This is a genomic window from Rhodococcus sp. ARC_M5 (assembly GCF_022810405.1).
GTDB lineage: Bacteria > Actinomycetota > Actinomycetes > Mycobacteriales > Mycobacteriaceae > Rhodococcoides > Rhodococcoides navarretei.
Map to the genome: position 1 here is coordinate 83,316 of NZ_JALGQE010000010.1, position 20,386 is coordinate 103,701.

A 20,386-nucleotide genomic window follows, 5' to 3' on the forward strand; every position below is an offset into this window, starting at 1 on the left:
GCGTACGTGCCTGTCGCAAGCTGAATGTGGCGATGTGGTTCTGGGATGCTGGATTGATGGCGACTACGTACCGGGACTACCTATGGTTCAGAGACGAAGAATTCGGCGGATGGCGATCCAACGGACATGTCGTGAGCTTGATCCGGGATGCCACCGCCGACGGTGTTCTGGATGCATTAGGTGCCGTCGGTAGGCGGCGCACCGGTGTGGGCTATGCCGGCTTCGATCAACGGTCGAGGGAATTCGAGAGGCTGGGGCTGGTCCGACCGGACCCGAGCGCGGATCAGACCGTGCAGACCGTGGGCGTTGCCGACATCGGGAAGGGGTGGGTGCTGTTGATCCAGCAGAACAGTGACTACCTCGGTGTCGATGACAAGCTTTTCGGCCCCGTGACCGAGCACCACGAGGTGGTCAGCCATTTCAGCAACGTCAACGCCCTCACACGGTTCATGTGGTGGCGTGATGGGCAGCTCAAGGTCTCGTTCGAGCCGATGATCCCCACGGGGGACCTCGAGCGTGCTCGCACAGCTTCACCCGCCGAGGCTGCGACCGTGCTGGCACTCATCACCGAAGTCGGTGGCATCGATCTCGACGACTATTACGGAACCAGGACCGAGTTCTTCCATATCGAGGGATCCTTTGCCCTCGCTGAACGACTCACCGGAGTCGAAGTGAGCAAAGAACTACTCCGATCCGCCGTGTTCACCGTCGCCATGATGCCTACCAGCGCCGAACCGGAGGACCCATACGCTCACGAACTGCCCCCACGAACCCCGCTCCTCGGGAACCACACAACCTGGGATGAGGTACATCGGCTCTACCGATCCACGGCCGACGCGACTGTTCACGCAACGATGGTGCTCTCCGAAACCCAAGGCGGTGCCGAGGAACGCCACGAAGTCGAGTTCTGGTATTCGCCCTTCGACGGCACACGCCAAGTCGACGCTCACGGACTGCTGTCGGTCGTCGGCAACGCCGACCACTGGCACCGCGGCCCCTTCAACCCCGTCACCTCGCCCGAGGACCTCCTAGCCATACACCGTCGCTGGGAGCCAGAAACACCATTTCACGTCGTCATCGACCCCACCAGTCAGGCGACGCCCACCAAGGTCAACGGCAAACGAGCGTGGGAGTTCGTCTTCCCGCCCGGGTTCTGGGGCGGGCCACTCACGATCGCTTTCGACGCCCACACCGGCATCCCCCTACGCGCTGAAAGCACCCATCGCACCGAAGAACTCAGCAATGTGGTGCTCTACGAATCATTCAGCAACGACCTGTTCATAGTTCCCGACTGACACGCAATGGCCACCCGCACAACGGAAGTCGCCACCGCTGGTTGCACTGGTCGCGATCAAGTGGCAGAGAGCGTCGTCGGTACAGACGAACTTTGCCGGGCCCACTGACACCCTGGATCGGTTCGCATCACGATCTCAGGATTGCCTCGGTCGAAGCGGGCGGCCAGGCCGTTCTACCTCAAGACAATTCATGAACGAGAGAGGAAGCCGATGATCATCACCGGGTTGTTTTTCGCGGAGTACGCGCGAGCCTCCAACGACATGCTCGACATTCTCGGCGGCGTCTGGGATACATGCACGGTCCCTCGCGACACCCGTATGCTCGAATGTCGGCTGGTCGCGCTGTTGCAGACGGGACCCGACGACATCGGTAAGGACTTCCCCGCGACGCTCGAAGTACTCGATGCGAACGGCGAACACATCGTCAATCAGCGCGGCCTTCAGATCCCCGGTGCCGGCTTCACCGGCGAGAATCGATTCTGGTTCCTGCCGATGCAGATGGTGTTCCGCGACGAAGGAAGACACAACTTCATCCTCAGCGCCGGTGGAGCCACGGCGAGCGTCGGGCCTCGCATCGCCTTCGGCTGATTTCGGCCCACCATGCTCATGCCCGCGCCACCATCCGCTTCCGACTGCGTTCTCGGTGCCCCTCGCTATCGGACTTCATTGGCCAAACGCCGTCCAGCGTCGATCAACCACCGTCGTGGATCCGCCATGGCCGTCTCCCCACTGCCGGCAAGTTCCGTCAGCGACACGGTCCGCACCTCGACGTCCGAATCCACCGCCCCGGCGACCACCGCCACCGGAACTGAAGCGTCCGAACACATCTGGACCACATGTCCGACCAGTTTGCCCGTCAACGACGTGCGATCGAACTTGCCCTCACCCGTCACCACGAGGTCCGCTGCAGAAACAGCAGCCGACAGTCCTGTCAGCTCCGACACCCGTTCCGCACCGCCGGATACACGAGCCCCCAGCGCGCACAGCCCAAATCCCACTCCGCCCGCAGCACCGGTCCCCGGCATGAACGGGTCGGCCGGCAAGCCGGCGTCGGCGAGCAACTCGGCCCAGCGCTGCAATGCCCCGTCCAGCATCTCGATATCCGCGGCCGACGCACCCTTCTGCGGCCCGAAGACCTGTGCGGCACCGTCGGGTCCGAACAACACCGCGCGCGTATCGGTCAGCAATTCGATGTCGGACGGCACTCCCGCGAGGCCCGACGCATCCACCGACCGGGCGGCCAGCAGACCGGCACCGCCCTCCGGAACGTCCTGACCCGATTCGTCCAGCACCCGAACACCCAGTGCCCGGAGCACTCCCAACCCACCGTCGGTGGAGGCCGAGCCCCCGAGTGCCACCGAGATTCGATCCGAACCGCACTCCCGGATCACCTCTCCGAGCCCGCGCGTCGTCGCGGTCAGTGCATTCAGCGACTCCATCATCGCGATGCCCGAGGACTCCGCCAGCTCGATCACCGCCCGGCCGCTCTCGAGCGTCAAACATCGCGCGTCGACGGGCCGACCGTCCGGGCCGCAGACACCGGACACCGACGACCACGTCGAGCACGCCGAGCACGCTGCAAGCACATCGAGTGTCCCTTCGCCCCCGTCGGCCTGCGGCATCGACACCAGGTCGTCACCGTTGCGGACAGCCGCCCACCCCTCGATCAGTGCCGCGGCGGCATCGACGGCGTCGATGGTGCCTTTGAAGGAATCGGGGGCGAAGAGAACTCTCATGCGATCAGACTGGGCAGAACCAGATCGCGGTAGCGCTGCTTCATCGTCTCGATCACCTGGTCACCGTCGGTCGCCCACACAGCAGCGTTGAAGATCTCCACTTCTACATCACCCCGGTATCCAGCGCCTCGAACCCATCGGCCGATGGACTCGAAGTCGATCACACCATCGCCCATCATTCCGCGCGAGAGGAGGGGGTCGGCTTCCATCGGCACCAGCCAGTCGCACACCTGGTACGAGCTGATGCGGCCACGATCACCAGCAATTCGGATCAGTGACTCCAGATCCGGATCCCACCACACGTGGAAGGTGTCGACGACGACGCCCACGGCCTCCACTGGGTGCGGCTCGGCCATCGACAATGCTTGTCCCAGTGTGGAGATGACCGCGCGGTCGGCCACGAACATCGGATGCAAGGGTTCGAGCGCGATGCGCACACCCCGCTCGAGTGCGTACGGAACGAGCAGAGCCAGCCTCTCCTCCACCCGAGCCCGAGCTCCGGCAAGGTCGCGATCGGGGATGCCACCCATGACCATCACGAGCTCGGGTGCCCCGAGTTCGGCGGCTTCGTCGAGAGCGCGACGGTTGTCGTCGAGACCGTCGTCGTCGATCGCCGTGAGGAACCCGCCGCGACACAGGCTCGACACCCGCAGACCGGCGTCCGAGATCAGCTTGGCCGACTCACTCACACCGGCTTCCTGAATTCGATCCCGCCACGGACCTATTGCACCCAGCCCGGCTCGAGCGGCACCGTCGACGGCTTGCTTCAGCGTCCAGGCGTTCGTCGTCTTGGTGTTGAGAGACAGTGCTGCGTAGGGGTTGTCGAGGTCGAACGGTGCGATACTCACGACGCTGCCCCGTTCAGTTCAAGGTAGAGCCCCATGCGGTGCGCGGCCAGCGATGGATCCGCCAGCAACCCTGCGCGATCGGCCAGGACGAACAGCGTCGTCAGATGCTTCACGCTGCGTCCGGATGCCAAGCCGCCCACCATCGAGAACCCAGGTTGCTTGCCGTTGAGCCACGACAGGAACGCAATTCCGGTCTTGTAGTAATACGTGGGAGCGCCGAAGATGTGCCGGCCGAGTTCCTGCGTCGAGCGCAGAATATCCTCGGCGCGAGCCGTATTGCCGAGGTCGAGTTCCTGCAATGCCGTCGACGCCGCGGGGTATATACCGGCGAAGATGCCGAGCAGCGCATCCGAATGATGCTGTCCGTCACCGATGATCAGCTCGGGGTAGTTGAAGTCGTCGCCGGTGTAGAGGCGGACGCCGTCGGGTAGCCCGGCTCGCAAGGCGATCTCGTGCTGGGCGTCGAGCAACGACACCTTCACGCCGTCGACCTTGGATGATTGCGAGGCGATCAGGCTCTCGAAAGTCGCAGTGGCCGAGGGGATGTCTGAGCTCCCCCAATACCCGGCGAGCGCCGGATCGAACATCGTTCCGAGCCAATGCAATACGACGGGATCGTCGACCTCGTCGAGCAGGGTCGAGTAGACCGACAGATAGTCGTCGGCAGACGTCGCGACCCGAGCCAGAGCGCGTGAGGCCATGATTATGACCTTCGCGCCCGACTCGGTGACCACCGCGATCTGCTCGCGGTAAGCGTCGAGCACGGCAGCAAGACCGTCCTTGCCCGACGGCAGTGTGGCGAGGTCGAGCTGATCGGTTCCCGCACCGCAGGCGAGTGACCCGCCGACGCGAGCGGCTTCGGATCCGGAGCGGCGGATCAGCTCGGACGTCGCGGCCCAGTCCAGGCCCATGCCGCGCTGGGCGGTATCCATCGCGTCGGCGACGCCCAGTCCGTAGGACCAGAGTTCGTGGCGGTAGGCCAGGGTGGCGTCCCAGTCGATGTCGGCGGGAGCCCCAGGAGTGTTGTCCCCCATAGCACTAGGGATGACGTGTGCGGCGGCATATGCGACGCGTGAGGTGATGGGTGCGGTGGGTTTGATCCACTCGCCCGGTTCGCCGAGCGCGTAGAACCCGTGGCCCGGGAGGATGATCGACACCCGGGAGTCGACGGCGGTCACAGCGCGATCTCCGGGACGTCGAGGCGGCGGCCCTCGGCGGACGATCGCAAACCGAGCTCGGCCAACTGAACACCGCGGGCGGCGGAGAGCAGACCGTAGCGGTGCGGTCGTTCAGCGACGACGTCGCGCAGGAACTCTTCCCATTGCAACTTGAAACCGTTGTCCAGGTCGGCGTTCGCGGGGACCTCGAGCCACTGGTCGCGGAACGGTTCGGTGACGGGCAGATCTGGATTCCACACAGGCTTGGGGGTGTGCGAACGATGCTGGGCGACGCAGTTGCGCAACCCCGCGACCGCCGATCCGTGCGTGCCGTCGATCTGAAATTCGACCAGTTCGTCTCGGAACACTCGCACCGCCCACGACGAGTTGATCTGGGCGACAACGCCGTTCTCCATCTCGAAGATGCCGTAGGCGGCGTCGTCTGCGGTGGCGGCGTATTCGTTGCCCTGCTCGTCCCAGCGCGTCGGGATGTGGGTGGCGGTCTTCGCGGTGACGGTCTCGACCTTGCCGAGTATGCCTTCGAGCACGTAGTTCCAGTGGCAGAACATGTCGACGACGATGCCGCCGCCGTCCTCGGCCCGGTAGTTCCAGCTGGGTCGTTGGGCGGGCTGACCGTCGCCCTCGAAGACCCAGTAGCCGAATTCGCCTCGTAGGGAGAGGATGCGGCCGAAGAATCCTTCGTCGACGAGCCGCTTGAGCTTGACCAGTCCTGGGAGGTAGAGCTTGTCGTGCACGACGCCGGCCGTGATGCCCGCGTTCTGCCCGATGCGGGCCAGTTCGATGGCTTGTGTCAGTGTTTCGGCGGTCGGCTTCTCGGTGAAGATGTGCTTGCCGGCTTTCATCGCCGACGAGAGTGCTTCGGCGCGCCGCGAGGTGACCTGGGCGTCGAAGTAGATGTCGATGGACGCGTCGTCGATGACGGATGCGCTGTCGGTGGTGTACTCGGCGATACCGTGCCGGGTGCAGAGCTCCTGGAGCTTGGCTTCGTTGCGGCCGACCAGGATCGGCTCGACCTGGATGCGCGTGCCGTCGTCGAGGAGGAGTCCACCGGCGTCGCGGATGGGCAGGATGGACCGAAGGAGATGCTGACGGTAGCCCATGCGGCCGGTCACGCCGTTCATGGCGATGCGCAAGGTACGGGTTGGTGTGGGCATGAGAGATTGCCCTTTCTGTGCACTGATGACGAAGGACGTGGGACGACGGCGAGCCATGACGGATGGGGCCGTATCGACGGTGTGGCGGAAAGTCCACTACGCGTCGTGAGGAAAAGTCAGCTTCGGAATGCGCTTTCCAAGCTATGCTGTCGGAGTCGATCGGTCAAGAGGTGACCGGCGATCGGAATGATTTCGCAGGGGGTGAGTGTGCATGGCCGCAGTACGACTCAGCGATGTGGCCGCGGCGGCGGGCGTCTCGCAGGCCACCGCGTCGCGGGTGCTCAACGGCTCGTCACGAGTACCCGGCGAGGGTGTGGCCGATCGCGTGCGCGCAGCAGCGGCCGATCTCGGCTACATCGCCAACGCTCAGGCCCAGGCGCTGGCCCGGTCGTCGACGGGCTTGATCGGGCTCGTGGTGCACGACGTGGCCGACCCCTACTTCTCGTCCATCGTTCGCGGCGTGCAGAACGAGGCTCGCGCGGCCGACAAGCTGGTACTGCTGGCCAGTACCGAGCGCGATTTCGCTCTCGAACGGCAGTCGGTCGCCACCTTCATCTCGCACCGCGCCGACGCCATCATCCTGGCCGGCTCGAGGCAGAGTGGCGACTTGGACCGAGCGTTGGAGCAGGAGTTCGCGGCATACCGCGACAACGGCGGCAGGGTGGTGGTGATCGGGCAACCGGTGCCGTTCGCCTCGGCGGTCGAACCCGAGAATTTCGCCGCATCGGCGGCTCTGGCGCAGGCCCTGCACGAACACGGCCATCGCCGCTTCGCGATCATCGGCGGACCGGGAAACATCCGGACCTCGACCGATCGTCGCAACGGCTTCGTCGAGACACTGTGCACACACGGCCTCACACCGGAAATCGAAGTGGCCGGGGACTTCTCGCGAGACGGTGGCTACAGCGCCGCGCGGCGCCTGGCGGCTGCGCTCGAACTCTCCCCCGGCCACGGCACACCTCCCTGCGTATTTGCGGTCACCGACGTCATGGCCATCGGGGCAATCGCAGCGTGGCGCGAGCTGGGCCTGAGCGTGCCGGAGGACGTCTGCGTCGCAGGATTCGACGACATCCCCACCCTGCGGGATCACTCCCCGAGCCTGACGACCGTCGCTCTGTCGTTGGTCGATATCGGCGAACGAGCCGTGCAGCTCGCCCTCGATCCGCAGAGTCGCCCCGGAAGCCGGGAGTGGGCACCGGGGACCGTCGTCCTGCGGCGCAGCACTGCCCTGAACAGCTGATTGTCCGAATTGCTTGACACTGTGGGCGCAATCACACTACGTTGGGCGACAGCTTCGGAAAGCGCATTCCAGCGGGAGTAGACGGACCCGCCCTCCTACTAGCTCGAGGACTCCTTATGACGACAACATCGTCGGTCGAAGTCCGTTCTGCCACTGCGTCGGTTCCTCCACCCGCACCGACCCGTCGTCGACGGTTCCCTTCGCTCCGCAATACCTGGTCCGGTCTGTGGCGGCCACTGGCACTCGTGGCTGTGCTCGTCGCCGCCTGGTGGGCCGTCACCGCCTCCGAACTCGTTGCGCCCTATATTCTCCCGTCACCCGGTGACACGTGGTCGACGATGGTGGACAACGCCTCCTACCTCGCCGGCCACACCTGGGTGACCACCTACGAGACCATTGCCGGCTTCGTCATCGCATCGGTGGTCGGCATCGCCGTCGCGGTGGTGATGATCTACTCGTCCTCGATCGAGAAGACGATGTATCCGCTCATCCTGTTCGCGCAGGTGATCCCGAAGATCGCCATCGCGCCGCTGTTCGTCGTGTGGCTCGGCTTCGGCCCCAGCCCCAAGATCCTCGTGGCCGTCCTGATGGCGTTCTTCCCCATCGTCATCGCTGGAATGGCGGGATTGCGTTCCGTCGATCCCGAGATCCTCGAACTCACCTCGACGATGGGTGCGAGCAAGTGGAAGACGTTCTGCAAGGTGCGTTTTCCCGCGTCGCTGCCCCAGCTGATGTCCGGCCTGAAGATCGCCGCAACACTCGCGGTGACCGGAGCGGTGGTCGGTGAATTCGTCGGTGCCAACGAAGGTCTGGGGTACGTGATCCTCCAGGCCAACGGAAACATCGACACAGCAATGCTTTTCGCTGCACTCATCATCATGTCCCTACTGGGAATTCTCCTCTTCCTGATCATCGAGATCGGCGAGAAATTCCTCATCCCCTGGCATGCATCGCGTCGCTCCACCGCGTCCGTCGGCGCTGTGTGACCGCATGATCTCCCTACATCGAAGGACACATTCCATGAAGCTCAAGAACGTTCTGGTGGCGACCGTCGCGTCGTCCGCTCTGTTACTCGCCGGATGCAGCGGAGGAGGTGGCGGCGAGGAAAAGGCCCCTGGCACCGACGGTGAGACCACCGCGACCTCGCTGATGCTCAACTGGTATCCCTACGGCGAGCACGCCCCGTTCTACTACGGCGTGCAGGAGGGAATCTTCGCCGAGCACGGTATCGACCTCACCATCACCGCCGGCCAAGGATCCACCAAGACCGCCCAGGCAGCGGGCTCGAACCAAACCGACTTCGGCTGGGCCGACACCGCGGCCGTGATGTCCAACATCGACAAGGGCGTGAAGGTCAAGAGTCTCGGCGTATTCCTGCAGACGACGCCGTCGGCTGTGCAGGTCTACGCGGACGGACCGATCCAGACCACCGCCGACCTCGCCGGCAAGACCATCGCCGTGTCCGCAGGTGACGCCCCCACCACCACATTCCCCATCTTCCTCGACCGCGCCGGAGTTCCCGAGGACCAGGTTCAGCAGCAGAGTCTGGACTCCGCAGGCAAGATCGCAGCGATGCTCTCGGGTCAGGTCGACGGTCTCATCGGCTTCGCACACGACCAGGGGCCCAACATCGCGAACAAGTCCGGACGCGAGATGCGCTATCTCCGCTACTCCGATGAGGGTCTGAACTTCTACAGCAACGGCCTCATCGCCAACACGTCGACCATCGAGAACTCGCCGGAGCTCGCTCAGGCGATGGTCGACGCCACCCGCGAGTCGTTCGAGGCAGCCATTGCCAATCCTGAAGCGGCCGTGGCGTCGATGGTCGGTAAGGACCCGCAGACTCCGCCGGAGTCGGTGCTGCTGCAGCAATGGCAGGAGACGATCCCTCTGCTCACGACCGAGAACACCGAAGGAATGGCACCGGGCGTCAACAGTGACGAGGACTGGGCCAACACCATCAGCATCCTCAGCGACGCCGGACTCACCGAGACCGGAGCCGAGGCGTCGACGTACTGGGACTCCAGCTTCACCTCCAACGAGGAATGAGACGCAATCATGAACGCCATCACCAGTGAACGGCCGACAACGATGACCGAAACCGCGGTATCGGTGGACAACCTGACCGTCCAGTTCTCCTCCAAGCGAGGTGACGTCACCGCTCTCTCCGACGTCGACCTACAGGTCGGCAGGGGCGAATTCGTCTCCATCGCAGGGCCGTCCGGCTGCGGTAAGTCCACCCTTCTCAAGGTGGTCGCCGGTCTCACCGGTGCCTCTCGCGGTTCGGTGGAGTTGGCAGGCAAGGAGGTGCATGGCCCCCAGCGCAACATCGGTTACGTCTTCCAACGCGCGGCGCTGCTGGAATGGCGGACGGTGCGGAAGAACATTCTGCTTCAGGGTGAGATGCGCGGGATGAACCGCAAGGCCGCGGCCGCGAAAGCCGATCAGCTCATCGAGATGACCGGTTTGACGGGCTTCGAGGGAGCTCTCCCCCACGAGCTGTCCGGCGGCATGCAGCAGCGCGTATCCCTGTGCCGTGCACTGCTGCACGAGCCGGAGGTGCTGCTCATGGACGAGCCGTTCGGTGCGCTGGACGCTCTCACTCGCGAGAAGATGAACGTCGAACTGCACCGCATCTGGCGGGAAACCGGAACGACGGTCATGCTGGTCACCCACTCCGTCGCCGAAGCGGTCTACCTCGCCAACCGGGTGGTCGTCATGAGCCCGCGGCCGGGTCGAATAGTGGACATCCTCGACGTCGACCTGCCGGTGCATCGGGACTACAGCGCAACGATGGAGAAACCCGAATTCATCAGTGTTGCAAATACTGTGCGTGATCTCCTGGGAGCGACAACGAGCGCGGACTGAGCGCTCACGCACGACAGCCCCTGCAGACCTGTTCGGTCTGCAGGGGGCTGTTCGTTCGGACGGTGACCGGCTCTCGTCGACGCTCGACGAGTCGATTCCCCTGCTGGATTGACTAGGCTCGGCATTCATGACGACCCTCGATCTATCCCGCGTCATCTCCCGAATCGCCGACGCAGTATCGGGCGTATCGGACGACGGTGACCTCTCAGCGTTGCTCGCTGAACTGGAGATCGATGACCGGACTCGCACCTACATTCTCGACCGCGCTCGCTCGACTCGCGAAGAGCTCACTCGATTGCGCCGCCGTGAGTACGAACTCGGTGCCCTGTTCGCCACCGCACGCGACCTCGCCGAAGTCCGCGACATAGACGGGCTGTTGGAACGGCTCGTGTCCCGGGCACACGACATGATGGGCAGCGACGTCACCTACTTGTCCGAGTTCGACTCGGAAACAGCGGACCTGCACGTGCGGAAAACGAATGGATCGGTCACTCCTCAGTTTCGGCGTTTGCGGGTGCCTGCTGGTACAGGCCTTGCCAGCCGAGTGGCCGAGTCGAGAAGCGCGCAATGGGTTCGCCGCTACAGCGAATACGACGAGGGGACTCACGACACCGACATCGACGATGCCGTGTCCCTGGAGGGCATCGTCTCCATACTCGGGGTACCGATGCTCTCGGAGGGCCAGGTTCTCGGCGTGTTGTTCTCCGCCACCCGGCAGGAGCACGTCTTCGCGCCCGAACAGATCGCACTGCTCTCGGCGCTCGCCGACCACGCGTCGATCGTCCTCCAATCTGCAAACACCCTCGCCCGCCTTCGCGCGTCCGAGGATGATGCCCGCAGCGCGCTGCGCCGGCTGACGGACCACGTCGCGGTGCGTGATCGCTCCAACACCGTCCATCAAGAGTTGGTGCAGGCAGTGCTCGTCGGTGGCGGATTCACCGAGGTGACAACGACTCTGGCGAAGGCTCTCGGTCGCTACGTCACCATCGTCGATGCCGACATGCGAGTGCTTGCCTCCTCGGAAGCGGGCGTACACATTCCGGCTACTCTCAGCACACCGAGCATCGTGCGCCTCGCCATCGACCGCAGTCGCGCCACCGGCCACTGCTCGTACATCGAGTCCGACGGCTCCGATTTTCAAGTCGTGGCGGCAGTGACCGCTGGCGAGCTCTTCTTCGGCGCAGTCCTACTCAGTACAGGCGATTTGGAGTTGGGGCCGGTCGACGACCGAACGATCGAACGGGCAGCACAGGTGGCTGCACTACTCACGTTGCAGCAGAACGCAGTCGACGACTCCGACCGACGCGCCAGACACGAACTGATCGCGGACGCACTCGACCCATCCGCCGGGCGCCGGCGCGACTTCGATCGACGCGCTCGCGCCCACCACGTTGATGCCGCCACTCTCGACACAGTGCTGCTTTTCGTTGTCCCGCTTCAATCACGTTCGATCGCAACATCTCTGATCACGACACGCTTCCGAGAGGGTGGCTTGGTCAGCACGTACTCGGACGCCCTCGTTGCACTTATACACAGTTCGGCACCTGCCGAGGCGGCCGCGGACGCACGGCAGTCGCTTCTCGCCGGAGGCGTTAGCCCGGTTCTTGTAATCGTTCCTCCGCGAGCCGACTCGGTCGAGCGACTGTCCGCACGGTTCGAGGTCGCCCAACGGACTGCTCGATTGCTGGAAGCCCTGGGCATCGACGACCGGGTGGTCACCACCGAAGCGTTCCTGCCGTACATCGCAATGTTCGGATCGCAACCCGAAGCAGTACACACCTTCATCGACCACATCATCGGACCGGTCATCTCCTACGACCAAGCTCACGGCACCGATCTTCTCGTGACACTGCGTGCGTTCGTCCGCAGCGATTCGAGCCCGACAAAGACTGCACGGGCCCTGAACTATCACACCAACACGATTCTTCAGCGACTCGACAGAGTGAGACTGATACTCGGAGACAACTGGCGTGACGACGAATCTCTGTTCCGTATCTCCACGGCAGTGCGACTCGAGGCCCTGCGAGTATCGACCAGTCCACACCCATAGGTTCAGCGCCCATTTTGAGCGCCGATCAATGTGTCGAAACTACATATCCCAAGTCACATGCCGTACGTAACGTTGCGCTCGCTCACCAAAGAACCTCGTCTTCACCGACAGGTCCAACCGAACGCGCGGAGGATCGAAGTGCCGATCAGTAGTCGAATTGCAGGATTCAAAGACTTGTCACCGGTGGAACGTCGCCGCGCACTGTCGGATCGCACCGGCCTCGATTTCTCGACGTTCGCCTCACTGGACCCCACCACAGGATTGTCCGTAGAGCAGGCCGACCACATGGTCGAGAACGTTGTCGGTGTGCTCGGCATCCCCGTGGGCATTGCCACCAACCTAGTGGTCAACGACCGCGAGTATCTGGTGCCCATGGCAACCGAGGAGCCCTCGGTCGTGGCGGCCGCCAGCAACGCGGCCCGGATGACTCGTCCGCGCGGCGGTTTCACTGTCTCGCACACCGGCCCGGTCATGCAGGCACAGATTCAGTTGCTCGATGTGCAGGATCCCGAGGCGGCTCGACTCCGGATTCTCGAAGCCCGTGACGACATCCTCTCGTTGTGCAACGCACAGGATCCGACTCTCGTCCGATTCGGCGGCGGAGCCCGTGACCTCACGGTCCGCGTCCTTTCCACCCGCACGGGAATTCATGTCGTTGTACACATCGTCGTCGACGTACGAGATGCCATGGGTGCCAATGCGGTCAACACGATGGCCGAGGCAGTAGCACCGCGTGTCGCCGACATCGCGGGCGGCCGGTCGCTGTTGCGAATTCTCACCAACAAGGCAGACCTCCGCATCACACGGGCCCGTGCAGTGTTCGATCGCGACCTGCTGGGCGGGCCGGAAGTGGTGGACAACATCATCCATGCCTCTGCATTCGCAGAAGCGGATCCTTACCGCGCCGCGACTCACAACAAAGGCATCATGAACGGGATCAGCGCGGTGGTGCTGGCCACCGGAAACGACACCCGCGCTGTCGAGGCCGGGTGTCATTCGCACGCCGTCGGTGCCGACGGCCGCTATACGGCACTCTCGCATTTCGAGAAAACAGCGGACGGCCACCTGTCTGGAACGCTGGAAGTCCCCATGGCCGTCGGCCTTGTCGGAGGTGCCACAAAGGCACACCCGGTTGCACGGACGGCAATCGAAATCCTCGGTGTCACGTCGTCGACCGAACTGGCATCGGTGATCGCCGCCGTCGGATTGGCCCAGAATTTGGGAGCATGTCGGGCGTTGTCTGCGGAGGGCATACAACAGGGTCACATGAGACTGCATGCAAGAACCGTTGCTGTCACCGCCGGTGCGACGGCAGACGAATTGGACGATGTCGTACAGCGGTTGATCGGCGACCGATCGATTCGCGTCGAGCACGCCGAACTGGTTCTCGGAGAACTACGCAACGGCAGCTTGGTATGACGCCGGTTCCCGACGCCGCGCGTAGCCCGCGACCTGACGTTCATCGTGATCCGGCGTTACCCGCAGCAGTGCGCGTCTACGAAGTCGGTCCACGCGACGGTTTGCAGGCCGAGCCCCACATCGTGCCGACCGCGACGAAGGTCGAGTTCTGCCGACGACTCGTTGCAGCCGGCGTGACGAATCTCGAACTCACCAGCTTCGTCTCTCCTCGTTGGGTGCCGCAACTCGTCGATGCCGAAGATGTGATGGCACAAGCGAACTTGCCGCAGTCAGTCCGTCAGGTTGTGCTGGCCCCCAACGCACGCGGGCTGGATCGAGCACTGACATCCGGAGCCTCCGAGATCGCCGTGTTCGTCAGCGCAACCGAGACATTCGCCCAGAACAACCTCGGTACATCCGTTGCCCATTCCTTGTCCATGGCCGAGACCGTTGTTGCAGGTGCCGCGGCAGCCGGCGCAGCCACTCGCGGATACGTCTCCATGTGCTTCGGCGACCCGTGGGAAGGGTCGGTGGATCCCGTACGCGTCGCCGATGTCGCCGAACGATTGATCCAGATGGGGGTGGGTTCGGTGTCACTGGGTGACACGATCGGAGTCGCGACGCCCGCGCACTTACATGCTGTGCTCGACGCTGTTGTCGAACGCGGCATTGCCGTCGAGCAGATTGCCCTGCATCTACACGACACCTACGGGCAGGCACTCACCAACGTCTACGCCGGACTCTTGGCTGGGGTAACCGAATTCGACTCGTCTGCAGGAGGTTTGGGCCGCTGCCCGTACGCCCGCGGTGCCACAGGGAATCTGGCCACCGAGGATCTCGTGTGGATGCTCGACGGACTCGGCATCGACACCGGGATCGACCTCCACGCCATGGCCGACGTATCCGTATGGCTCGCAGAGCGCCTGGACCGGCCGAGCACGTCGGCAGTCGTTCGAGCTCTGTCCGCAGCACGCACCGGTGCTCCGCAGCACGGCAACACAACGCTCTCACCCATCCGCTGATTGCATCTCCCCTAGGAACTGACATGTCCAACACCCAAGGCCTCCCCGAGGCCGACGCCAAAACCAAAGAGCAGCGCCGCCATGCCGTCATCGGCAGCTCGGTGGGCACCATCATCGAGTGGTACGACTTCACCCTCTACGGCCTCGCTTCGGCACTGGTGTTCGCGCCGTTGTTCTTTCCCGGTGCGGGAGATCTCGCCGGCATGCTGGGCGCGTTCGCTGCATTCGCAGTCGGGTTCGGCGCACGGCCCATCGGCGGTCTGATCTTCGCGCACTACGGTGACCGCGTCGGACGCAAGATGACGCTCCTGGTCACCTTGATGATGATGGGCGTCGCAACGACGTTCATCGGGCTCCTCCCCACAGCCGAATCCATCGGCGTCTGGGCACCTATCCTGCTCATCGTGCTGCGTATCTTCCAAGGTGCAGGAGCCGGTGCCGAATTCGCAGGTGCCATGACCATGGCCAGCGAATCCTCCGACCCCCAACGCCGCGCGTACACTGCCGGATTCCCCGGTGCCTCGGTCTATATCGGAATGGCACTGGCAACAACAACATTCGCCCTGCTCACCTTGCTGCCGGATGAACAGTTCCTGTCGTGGGGCTGGCGTGTCCCCTTCATTGCCAGCGCCGTGATCGTCGCGTTCGCACTGTATTTCCGTTTGCGTGTCACCGAGACCGCCGCATTCGAGGAGGCCGAGAAAGACGGTGCCGTGATGAACTCCCCGTTGGCCGGGGCCATCAAGAACCACTGGCGCGTACTGATCTGCGGCATGGCCCTGTTCACGTTCACGCTGCCGTGGGTCTACATCGTGCAGACGTTCTCGGTCTCCTACGTCACCGGTACGCTCACCGTCAATCCGACAGCGGCATTGGTCGCCTTGATCGTCGCAGAGCTACTGACCATCCCTGCCACTCTGTACTTCGGCAAACTGGCGGACCGCATTGGCCGCAAACCAGTTCTCCTCGGCGCGGCCGTGTTCGGCATCGTCCTCTCCTTCCCGCTGTTCTGGCTGTACGGGACCGAGAACATTCTGCTGGTCGGTGTCGGCCTGGTCCTCGGTCTCGCGATCATCCAGGGCGCAACGATCGGCGTCTCCGCTGCGCTACTCGCCGAGATCTTCCCGACGAATGCTCGCTGGAGCGGTATCGCAATCTCTCGTGAAATCCCGGCAGCCGCAGTCGGCGGTACCGCGCCTCTCGTCGCCACGGCACTCGTCGCGACATCCGGCGGAAGCCCTTGGCTGGTAGGCGCATACCTGATGGGGCTCAGCATCATCGGATTGATCGGAATCGCATTCCTGCCCGAAACTTTGCCCTCGAAGGTCGACGCAGACACACTGGATCCCATCATGGTCGCGGACGTCGAACCCGTCAGCTGATCTGCACCGAGAATCAACGGAAGAGAATTATGACTTCGCTAGCTCCCGACTTCGTAGGCGACGCCGGATCCTTGTCCGGCGTGGTGGTACTCGATCTATCCCACGTGCTGGCCGGCGCATATGCAGCTCAGATGTTTGCCGACTTCGGCGCAACCGTGATCAAGATCGAGAACCCGACAGGTCCCGACGTAGCTCGCGGCTTCCCGCCGTACCTGAAGACCGACGACGACGAGTTCAGCGCCTATTACGCCCAGTACAACCGAGGCAAGCTGGGCCTGACGCTCGATCTGCGTGCCGACGAGGGCAAAGCCGTTCTGAAGGACCTGGTGGCCAAGGCCGACGTACTGATCGAGAACTTCCGGCCCGGCACAACCAAGAAATTGGGAATCGACTACGCCGTGTTGGCCGAGATCAATCCCAGGCTCGTCTACCTCGCTATTTCCGGGTACGGCCAAACAGGCTCTCGCAGCACACGTCCGGCGTTCGACAATACTGCGCAGGCGGCGGGCGGATTGTGGTCGATGAACGGTCAGGTAGGCGAGGATCCCGTGCGCGTCGGGGTCACCATCGGAGACCTCTCGGCAACCATGTTCGGTGTGATCGGCGCACTCACGGCGCTACGCCACGCGGAGCGGACCGGAGTCGGTCAGCTCGTGGACGTCGCCCAGGTCGACAGCATCGTGGCGATGACAGAAACAGCCGTTGTCGACTACACCGTCGACGGTAAGACGGCAGTGCCATCAGGAAACAAACATGCCTGGGTGAGACCGTACGAACTGTTCCCCTGCGCCGACGGGCAGGTGTTCTTCGGTGGCTACACCGACAAGCTGTGGAACGCCAGCTGCGAACTGTTCGGTACACCGGAGGCTGCGGTCGATCCCGAGATCGACACCATGCGAAAGAGATTCGATCCCGACGTCTATGAGCGCAGAGTCAAGCCGCTGATCATCAGCTGGTTCGACGGACGAAAGCGATCCGAACTCGAAGACCTCGCTGGAGCAGTCATCCCGCTCACTGCCATCAAGAACATCGGTGAGGTGGTGGACGACGAGGGCACCGCGGAACGTGACATGATCGTCGAAGCCGACTACGGGAAGTTCGGCACACTCCGAATGTTCGGGCAACCCATCAAGATGGGCGTTACTCCCGCGAACCCTGCACGCAGAGCGAACGGACTTGGTGAGCACACTGACTCGGTCCTCGCAGGATTGGCCGGGTACTCCGCGGAACGAATAGCCGACCTGCGCAATGATGGCGTCGTCTGATGGCAGTGGTCCGCACCGACGAGATAGGACTTACCCCCGCACTCGCCTACCGGGGAACATTCGCTGCTGATGCGGCAGAGCCGAACCCAAGCGGTGAGCTTCCTCCAGGATGGGAGGGGATCTACTTTCCATTCGACGCCGAACTGGACGCGCTCCGGCCCGACGGCTCCCCAGCCGACGACGGAGTGCTACCGGTAGTCGATCTGCCTCGACGCATGTACGCGGGCGAGGACACCGTCTTTCACCGGCCGATCCACTACGGCGATGCTGTAGAGCAAACAGTGACGGCCGGCTCGATCACTGAAAAACAGGGGCGCGGTGGACGCCTTGTATTCGCCGATGTAGAACGCACCTACAGAGTGGATGGCGAACTCGCGATATCGAGTGTCTGGCACGACGTGTTTCTCGACGCCGCGAAGCCCGGTGACACGGCCAAGCCCCCGACACCAGCACCTGACGTCGAGTGGTTGTGGTCGGAACCGCTTGTTCTCGATTCACGGCAATTGTTCAGGTACTCGGCGATGACCTTCAATACTCACCGCGTTCACTACGACCGAGACTGGGCACGATCGATCGAAGGACTCGATGATCTACTGGTGCACGGGCCCCTGATACGAATGCTGCTGCTGGACTTTGCGCTTCGATCACAGACTGCTGCGCGGCCGCGCAGCTTTTCCATTCAGATGCAAGCACCGATGTTCGTCGATGCTGCTGTCCGCATGGTGGGTAACGAGACCGACAGCGGTAGCGAAGTATTCCTGCTGGACTCCGAGGATGGAGTACTGGCTCGCGGGAGTGTCGACACCTGAGGTACCCGGAGTCCCCGATCGCCTCATCCGGCACCGTGTACAAATCCTATGGCGCAGCCGACGCGGTGCGAACGACGCCTCGAACCGGTGGGGCCACCGCGAGCGTCGGGCTTCGCACCGCTTTCGACTGATGTCAGGTCCTGATTGTCTCCCGCGCGGCTCCTCGCTCCACCACTCGGCGAGCAGTTCGGGCCACAGCCTCGTCGATCAGGAATCCCTTGCTGTCCACGGCCACTCCTGAGGTGGCATGTTCCAGGTCTGCCAGCAATTCCTCTGCTTCCCGTACCTGGTCTTCGGACGGCACGAACACCCTTCGCACAGGCGCGAGTTGAGCCGGATGAATACACGCACGGCCGACAAAACCGAGACCGGCCAGGGTGCGCGTATCAGCCTCGAACGCATCCGCATCGCGGAAGTTACGCGAGACAGCAGCAGGCGGCGGATCGATTTCTGCCGCCACGCTGGCTGCCACCACCTGAGCACGCGCGAATGACAGTGACTCCGCGGAACCGTCGACGCCCAGATCCGCGGCGAGGTCCACTTCCCCGATTTGGAGAAACTTGACCCGAGGCGCACGAGCAATCTCGAGAGCCGCGAACACCCCGGCGGCCGTCTCGATGAGGGGCGAGACCACCGCGCTGCTGCCACTCAGTAGAGCATCGGCCTGCTCCACCTCGCGAGCAGACGACACCTTGGGCAGCCAAATGCCGGTCAGGTTCGGGTGCAACACCGCTCGAATATCGTTCTCCTGCAATGGCCCTGGGTTCACCCGCACCCAGATCTGCACGTCGCCCGGATCGCAGGCAGCAACCCACTCGGCCACCGTCGCGCGGGCGTGATCCTTGTTCGCCGCAGTGACGGCGTCCTCGAGATCCAACACCACCGCGTCGGTGCCCGATGCCAGTGCTTTGTCGAAGCGCTCCGGGACGTCCCCGGGAACGTAGAGGTAGGTCAGAGCCGTCCTCATCCGATGACGCCCGTGCCCGCGACGAGAGACTTCGCGATGACAGTCCGCATGATGTCGTTGGTGCCCTCACCGATGGCCATGAGCGGGGCGTCGCGGTAGAGGCGCTCGACGACGAACTCGGTGGAATAGCCGTAGCCACCGTGGATACGCATGGCTTCGAGGCTGGCGGTGATGGCGGCCTCGGAGGCGAAGTACTTCGCCATGCCGGCCTCCATGTCCACCCGCTTACCCGAATCCGCCTGTGATGCAGCCCAGTACGTCATCAGACGTGCAGCCTGCAGCTGGGTCGCGATGTCGGCGATCTTGAGCTGGATGGCCTGGAACTCGGCGATGGGCTGACCGAATGCGGTGCGCTGCTTCGCGTATTCGAGCGCAGCATCATAGGCGGCCTGAGCGATACCGACACTCCGTCCGGCGATGTTGAGGCGACCGATCTCGAGACCGGACAGTGCTTGCTGCAAACCACGACCCTCCACACCACCGAGAACCGCGTCGACGGGAACGCGCACATCGGTGAACGTGATCTCACACGACTCGGTGCCCTTGTAACCGAGCTTGCCCATGTCGCGCTGCACCTCGAAACCGTCGGTCGTGGTGTCGATCAGCAGCAGCGACATGCCCTTGTGAGCCGGCGTGGTCGTGGTGTCGGTCTTCACCAGCACCGGAAGCACATTCGCGTGGCGTGCGTTGGTGATCCACGTCTTGGCACCGTTGACGACGTAGTGGTCGCCGTCGCGCTTGGCGGTGGTCTTGATCCCCTGCAGGTCGGTGCCGGCACCGGGCTCGGTCAGACCGACGCCCGTTCGCCACTCACCGGACGCGAGCTTGGGCAGCAGAGTCTTCTTCTGCTCCTCGGTGCCGTGCTTGCCGATCATCCAGCACGACAGGTTGTGGCTGCCGAGAATGCCGGCGACGCCCATCCATCCGCGGGCCAGCTCCTCGTACACCAGGGTGAACGAGACCTTGTCGAGGTCGAGGCCGCCGTACTCCTCAGGCGTCGTGATCCCGAACAGGCCCATGGCCTTCATGTGCTCGACGATCTCCGTGGGGTATCGGCCCGTCTTCTCCCACTCGTTCGCGACGGGGATGATTTCCTTGTCGACGAAGGTGCGCAATGCTTTCCGGAAGGCCGTCTGCTGCTCGTCGTACGTGAAGTCCATGATGATGTCCTGTC

The 20,386-nt window shown here is 63.5% G+C and carries 18 protein-coding genes; 12 read left to right on the plus strand and 6 right to left on the minus strand.

Going from position 1 to position 20,386, the window contains the following annotated elements; translation table 11 throughout:
* Positions 1-56: 56 nt before the first annotated feature.
* Together MTX34_RS16780 and MTX34_RS16785 are read left to right on the plus strand one after the other, a co-directional pair.
* Positions 57-1,295 (plus strand): DUF6461 domain-containing protein, encoded by a 1,239-nt coding sequence (locus MTX34_RS16780; protein WP_243610130.1) that lies wholly within the window; start codon positions 57-59, stop codon positions 1,293-1,295.
* Positions 1,296-1,505: 210 nt separating this feature from the next.
* Complete coding sequence (locus MTX34_RS16785) at positions 1,506-1,883, plus strand: hypothetical protein (protein ID WP_243610131.1); 378 nt, start codon at positions 1,506-1,508, stop codon at positions 1,881-1,883.
* Between the two features lie 65 nt (positions 1,884-1,948).
* Here MTX34_RS16785 and MTX34_RS16790 read toward each other — a convergent pair whose 3' ends face one another.
* Genes MTX34_RS16790 through MTX34_RS16805 form a run of 4 tightly spaced genes read right to left on the minus strand, consistent with a single transcriptional unit; the run spans position 1,949 to position 6,211 of the window.
* Positions 1,949-3,031 carry a glycerate kinase gene (locus tag MTX34_RS16790; RefSeq protein ID WP_243610132.1) on the minus strand — a complete coding sequence of 361 codons (1,083 nt, stop codon included), beginning with the start codon at positions 3,029-3,031 and terminating at the stop codon, positions 1,949-1,951.
* Entirely contained in the window at positions 3,028-3,879 is an 852-nt protein-coding gene (locus tag MTX34_RS16795; protein ID WP_243610133.1) for a sugar phosphate isomerase/epimerase, read from the minus strand. Before MTX34_RS16795 ends, MTX34_RS16790 begins: the two co-directional genes overlap by 4 nt.
* Entirely contained in the window at positions 3,876-5,057 is a 1,182-nt protein-coding gene (locus tag MTX34_RS16800) for a dihydrodipicolinate synthase family protein (RefSeq protein ID WP_243610134.1), read from the minus strand. Before MTX34_RS16800 ends, MTX34_RS16795 begins: the two co-directional genes overlap by 4 nt.
* Positions 5,054-6,211, minus strand: coding sequence for a Gfo/Idh/MocA family protein (locus MTX34_RS16805; RefSeq protein ID WP_094741597.1), 1,158 nt, complete (start codon positions 6,209-6,211; stop codon positions 5,054-5,056). Before MTX34_RS16805 ends, MTX34_RS16800 begins: the two co-directional genes overlap by 4 nt.
* Before the next feature lie 211 nt (positions 6,212-6,422).
* Between MTX34_RS16805 and MTX34_RS16810 the strand changes: the two genes are divergently transcribed.
* From MTX34_RS16810 to MTX34_RS16855, 10 genes are all read left to right on the plus strand, one after another.
* Positions 6,423-7,451 (plus strand): LacI family DNA-binding transcriptional regulator, encoded by a 1,029-nt coding sequence (locus MTX34_RS16810; RefSeq protein WP_243610135.1) that lies wholly within the window; start codon positions 6,423-6,425, stop codon positions 7,449-7,451.
* 116 nt (positions 7,452-7,567) lie between these two features.
* Positions 7,568-8,437 carry an ABC transporter permease gene (locus MTX34_RS16815; protein ID WP_243610136.1) on the plus strand — a complete coding sequence of 290 codons (870 nt, stop codon included), beginning with the start codon at positions 7,568-7,570 and terminating at the stop codon, positions 8,435-8,437.
* A gap of 34 nt (positions 8,438-8,471) precedes the next feature.
* A complete protein-coding gene (locus MTX34_RS16820; protein ID WP_243610137.1) occupies positions 8,472-9,500 on the plus strand; it encodes an ABC transporter substrate-binding protein in 1,029 nt (342 codons plus the stop codon).
* A gap of 9 nt (positions 9,501-9,509) precedes the next feature.
* Positions 9,510-10,319, plus strand: a complete 810-nt coding sequence (locus MTX34_RS16825; protein ID WP_243610138.1) for an ABC transporter ATP-binding protein — start codon at positions 9,510-9,512, stop codon at positions 10,317-10,319.
* 127 nt (positions 10,320-10,446) lie between these two features.
* Positions 10,447-12,369, plus strand: coding sequence for a GAF domain-containing protein (locus tag MTX34_RS16830; protein WP_243610139.1), 1,923 nt, complete (start codon positions 10,447-10,449; stop codon positions 12,367-12,369).
* 138 nt (positions 12,370-12,507) lie between these two features.
* Positions 12,508-13,788 carry a hydroxymethylglutaryl-CoA reductase, degradative gene (locus MTX34_RS16835; RefSeq protein WP_222099951.1) on the plus strand — a complete coding sequence of 427 codons (1,281 nt, stop codon included), beginning with the start codon at positions 12,508-12,510 and terminating at the stop codon, positions 13,786-13,788.
* Positions 13,785-14,789: a hydroxymethylglutaryl-CoA lyase gene (locus tag MTX34_RS16840; RefSeq protein ID WP_243610141.1), complete on the plus strand. Its 1,005-nt coding sequence runs from the start codon at positions 13,785-13,787 to the stop codon at positions 14,787-14,789. Before MTX34_RS16835 ends, MTX34_RS16840 begins: the two co-directional genes overlap by 4 nt.
* Positions 14,790-14,812: 23 nt before the next feature.
* Positions 14,813-16,171, plus strand: a complete 1,359-nt coding sequence (locus tag MTX34_RS16845) for an MFS transporter (protein WP_243610142.1) — start codon at positions 14,813-14,815, stop codon at positions 16,169-16,171.
* Positions 16,172-16,200: 29 nt separating this feature from the next.
* The gene (locus MTX34_RS16850; protein ID WP_243610143.1) at positions 16,201-17,436 is read left to right on the plus strand and encodes a CaiB/BaiF CoA-transferase family protein; all 1,236 of its coding nucleotides are present in this window, start codon (positions 16,201-16,203) and stop codon (positions 17,434-17,436) included.
* The gene (locus MTX34_RS16855; RefSeq protein WP_243610144.1) at positions 17,436-18,245 is read left to right on the plus strand and encodes a MaoC family dehydratase N-terminal domain-containing protein; all 810 of its coding nucleotides are present in this window, start codon (positions 17,436-17,438) and stop codon (positions 18,243-18,245) included. The genes MTX34_RS16850 and MTX34_RS16855 overlap by 1 nt, the downstream gene beginning before the upstream one ends.
* A 133-nt stretch (positions 18,246-18,378) precedes the next feature.
* On the opposite strand, the gene MTX34_RS16860 is transcribed toward MTX34_RS16855, so the two are convergent.
* Positions 18,379-19,212, minus strand: a complete 834-nt coding sequence (locus MTX34_RS16860) for a CoA ester lyase (protein ID WP_243610145.1) — start codon at positions 19,210-19,212, stop codon at positions 18,379-18,381.
* Positions 19,209-20,372, minus strand: coding sequence for an acyl-CoA dehydrogenase family protein (locus MTX34_RS16865; RefSeq protein WP_032393088.1), 1,164 nt, complete (start codon positions 20,370-20,372; stop codon positions 19,209-19,211). The genes MTX34_RS16860 and MTX34_RS16865 overlap by 4 nt, the downstream gene beginning before the upstream one ends.
* Positions 20,373-20,386: the final 14 nt, after the last annotated feature.

Bases quoted from the DNA above. Each gene is read 5' to 3' on its own strand.
- MTX34_RS16780 (WP_243610130.1), top strand. From the start codon at position 57: ATGGCGACTACGTACCGGGACTACCTATGGTTCAGAGACGAAGAATTC.
- MTX34_RS16785 (WP_243610131.1), top strand. From the start codon at position 1,506: ATGATCATCACCGGGTTGTTTTTCGCGGAGTACGCGCGAGCCTCCAAC.
- MTX34_RS16790 (WP_243610132.1), bottom strand. From the start codon at position 3,031: ATGAGAGTTCTCTTCGCCCCCGATTCCTTCAAAGGCACCATCGACGCC.
- MTX34_RS16805 (WP_094741597.1), bottom strand. From the start codon at position 6,211: ATGCCCACACCAACCCGTACCTTGCGCATCGCCATGAACGGCGTGACC.
- MTX34_RS16810 (WP_243610135.1), top strand. From the start codon at position 6,423: ATGGCCGCAGTACGACTCAGCGATGTGGCCGCGGCGGCGGGCGTCTCG.
- MTX34_RS16815 (WP_243610136.1), top strand. From the start codon at position 7,568: ATGACGACAACATCGTCGGTCGAAGTCCGTTCTGCCACTGCGTCGGTT.
- MTX34_RS16820 (WP_243610137.1), top strand. From the start codon at position 8,472: ATGAAGCTCAAGAACGTTCTGGTGGCGACCGTCGCGTCGTCCGCTCTG.
- MTX34_RS16825 (WP_243610138.1), top strand. From the start codon at position 9,510: ATGAACGCCATCACCAGTGAACGGCCGACAACGATGACCGAAACCGCG.
- MTX34_RS16830 (WP_243610139.1), top strand. From the start codon at position 10,447: ATGACGACCCTCGATCTATCCCGCGTCATCTCCCGAATCGCCGACGCA.
- MTX34_RS16840 (WP_243610141.1), top strand. From the start codon at position 13,785: ATGACGCCGGTTCCCGACGCCGCGCGTAGCCCGCGACCTGACGTTCAT.
- MTX34_RS16845 (WP_243610142.1), top strand. From the start codon at position 14,813: ATGTCCAACACCCAAGGCCTCCCCGAGGCCGACGCCAAAACCAAAGAG.
- MTX34_RS16850 (WP_243610143.1), top strand. From the start codon at position 16,201: ATGACTTCGCTAGCTCCCGACTTCGTAGGCGACGCCGGATCCTTGTCC.
- MTX34_RS16855 (WP_243610144.1), top strand. From the start codon at position 17,436: ATGGCAGTGGTCCGCACCGACGAGATAGGACTTACCCCCGCACTCGCC.
- MTX34_RS16860 (WP_243610145.1), bottom strand. From the start codon at position 19,212: ATGAGGACGGCTCTGACCTACCTCTACGTTCCCGGGGACGTCCCGGAG.
- MTX34_RS16865 (WP_032393088.1), bottom strand. From the start codon at position 20,372: ATGGACTTCACGTACGACGAGCAGCAGACGGCCTTCCGGAAAGCATTG.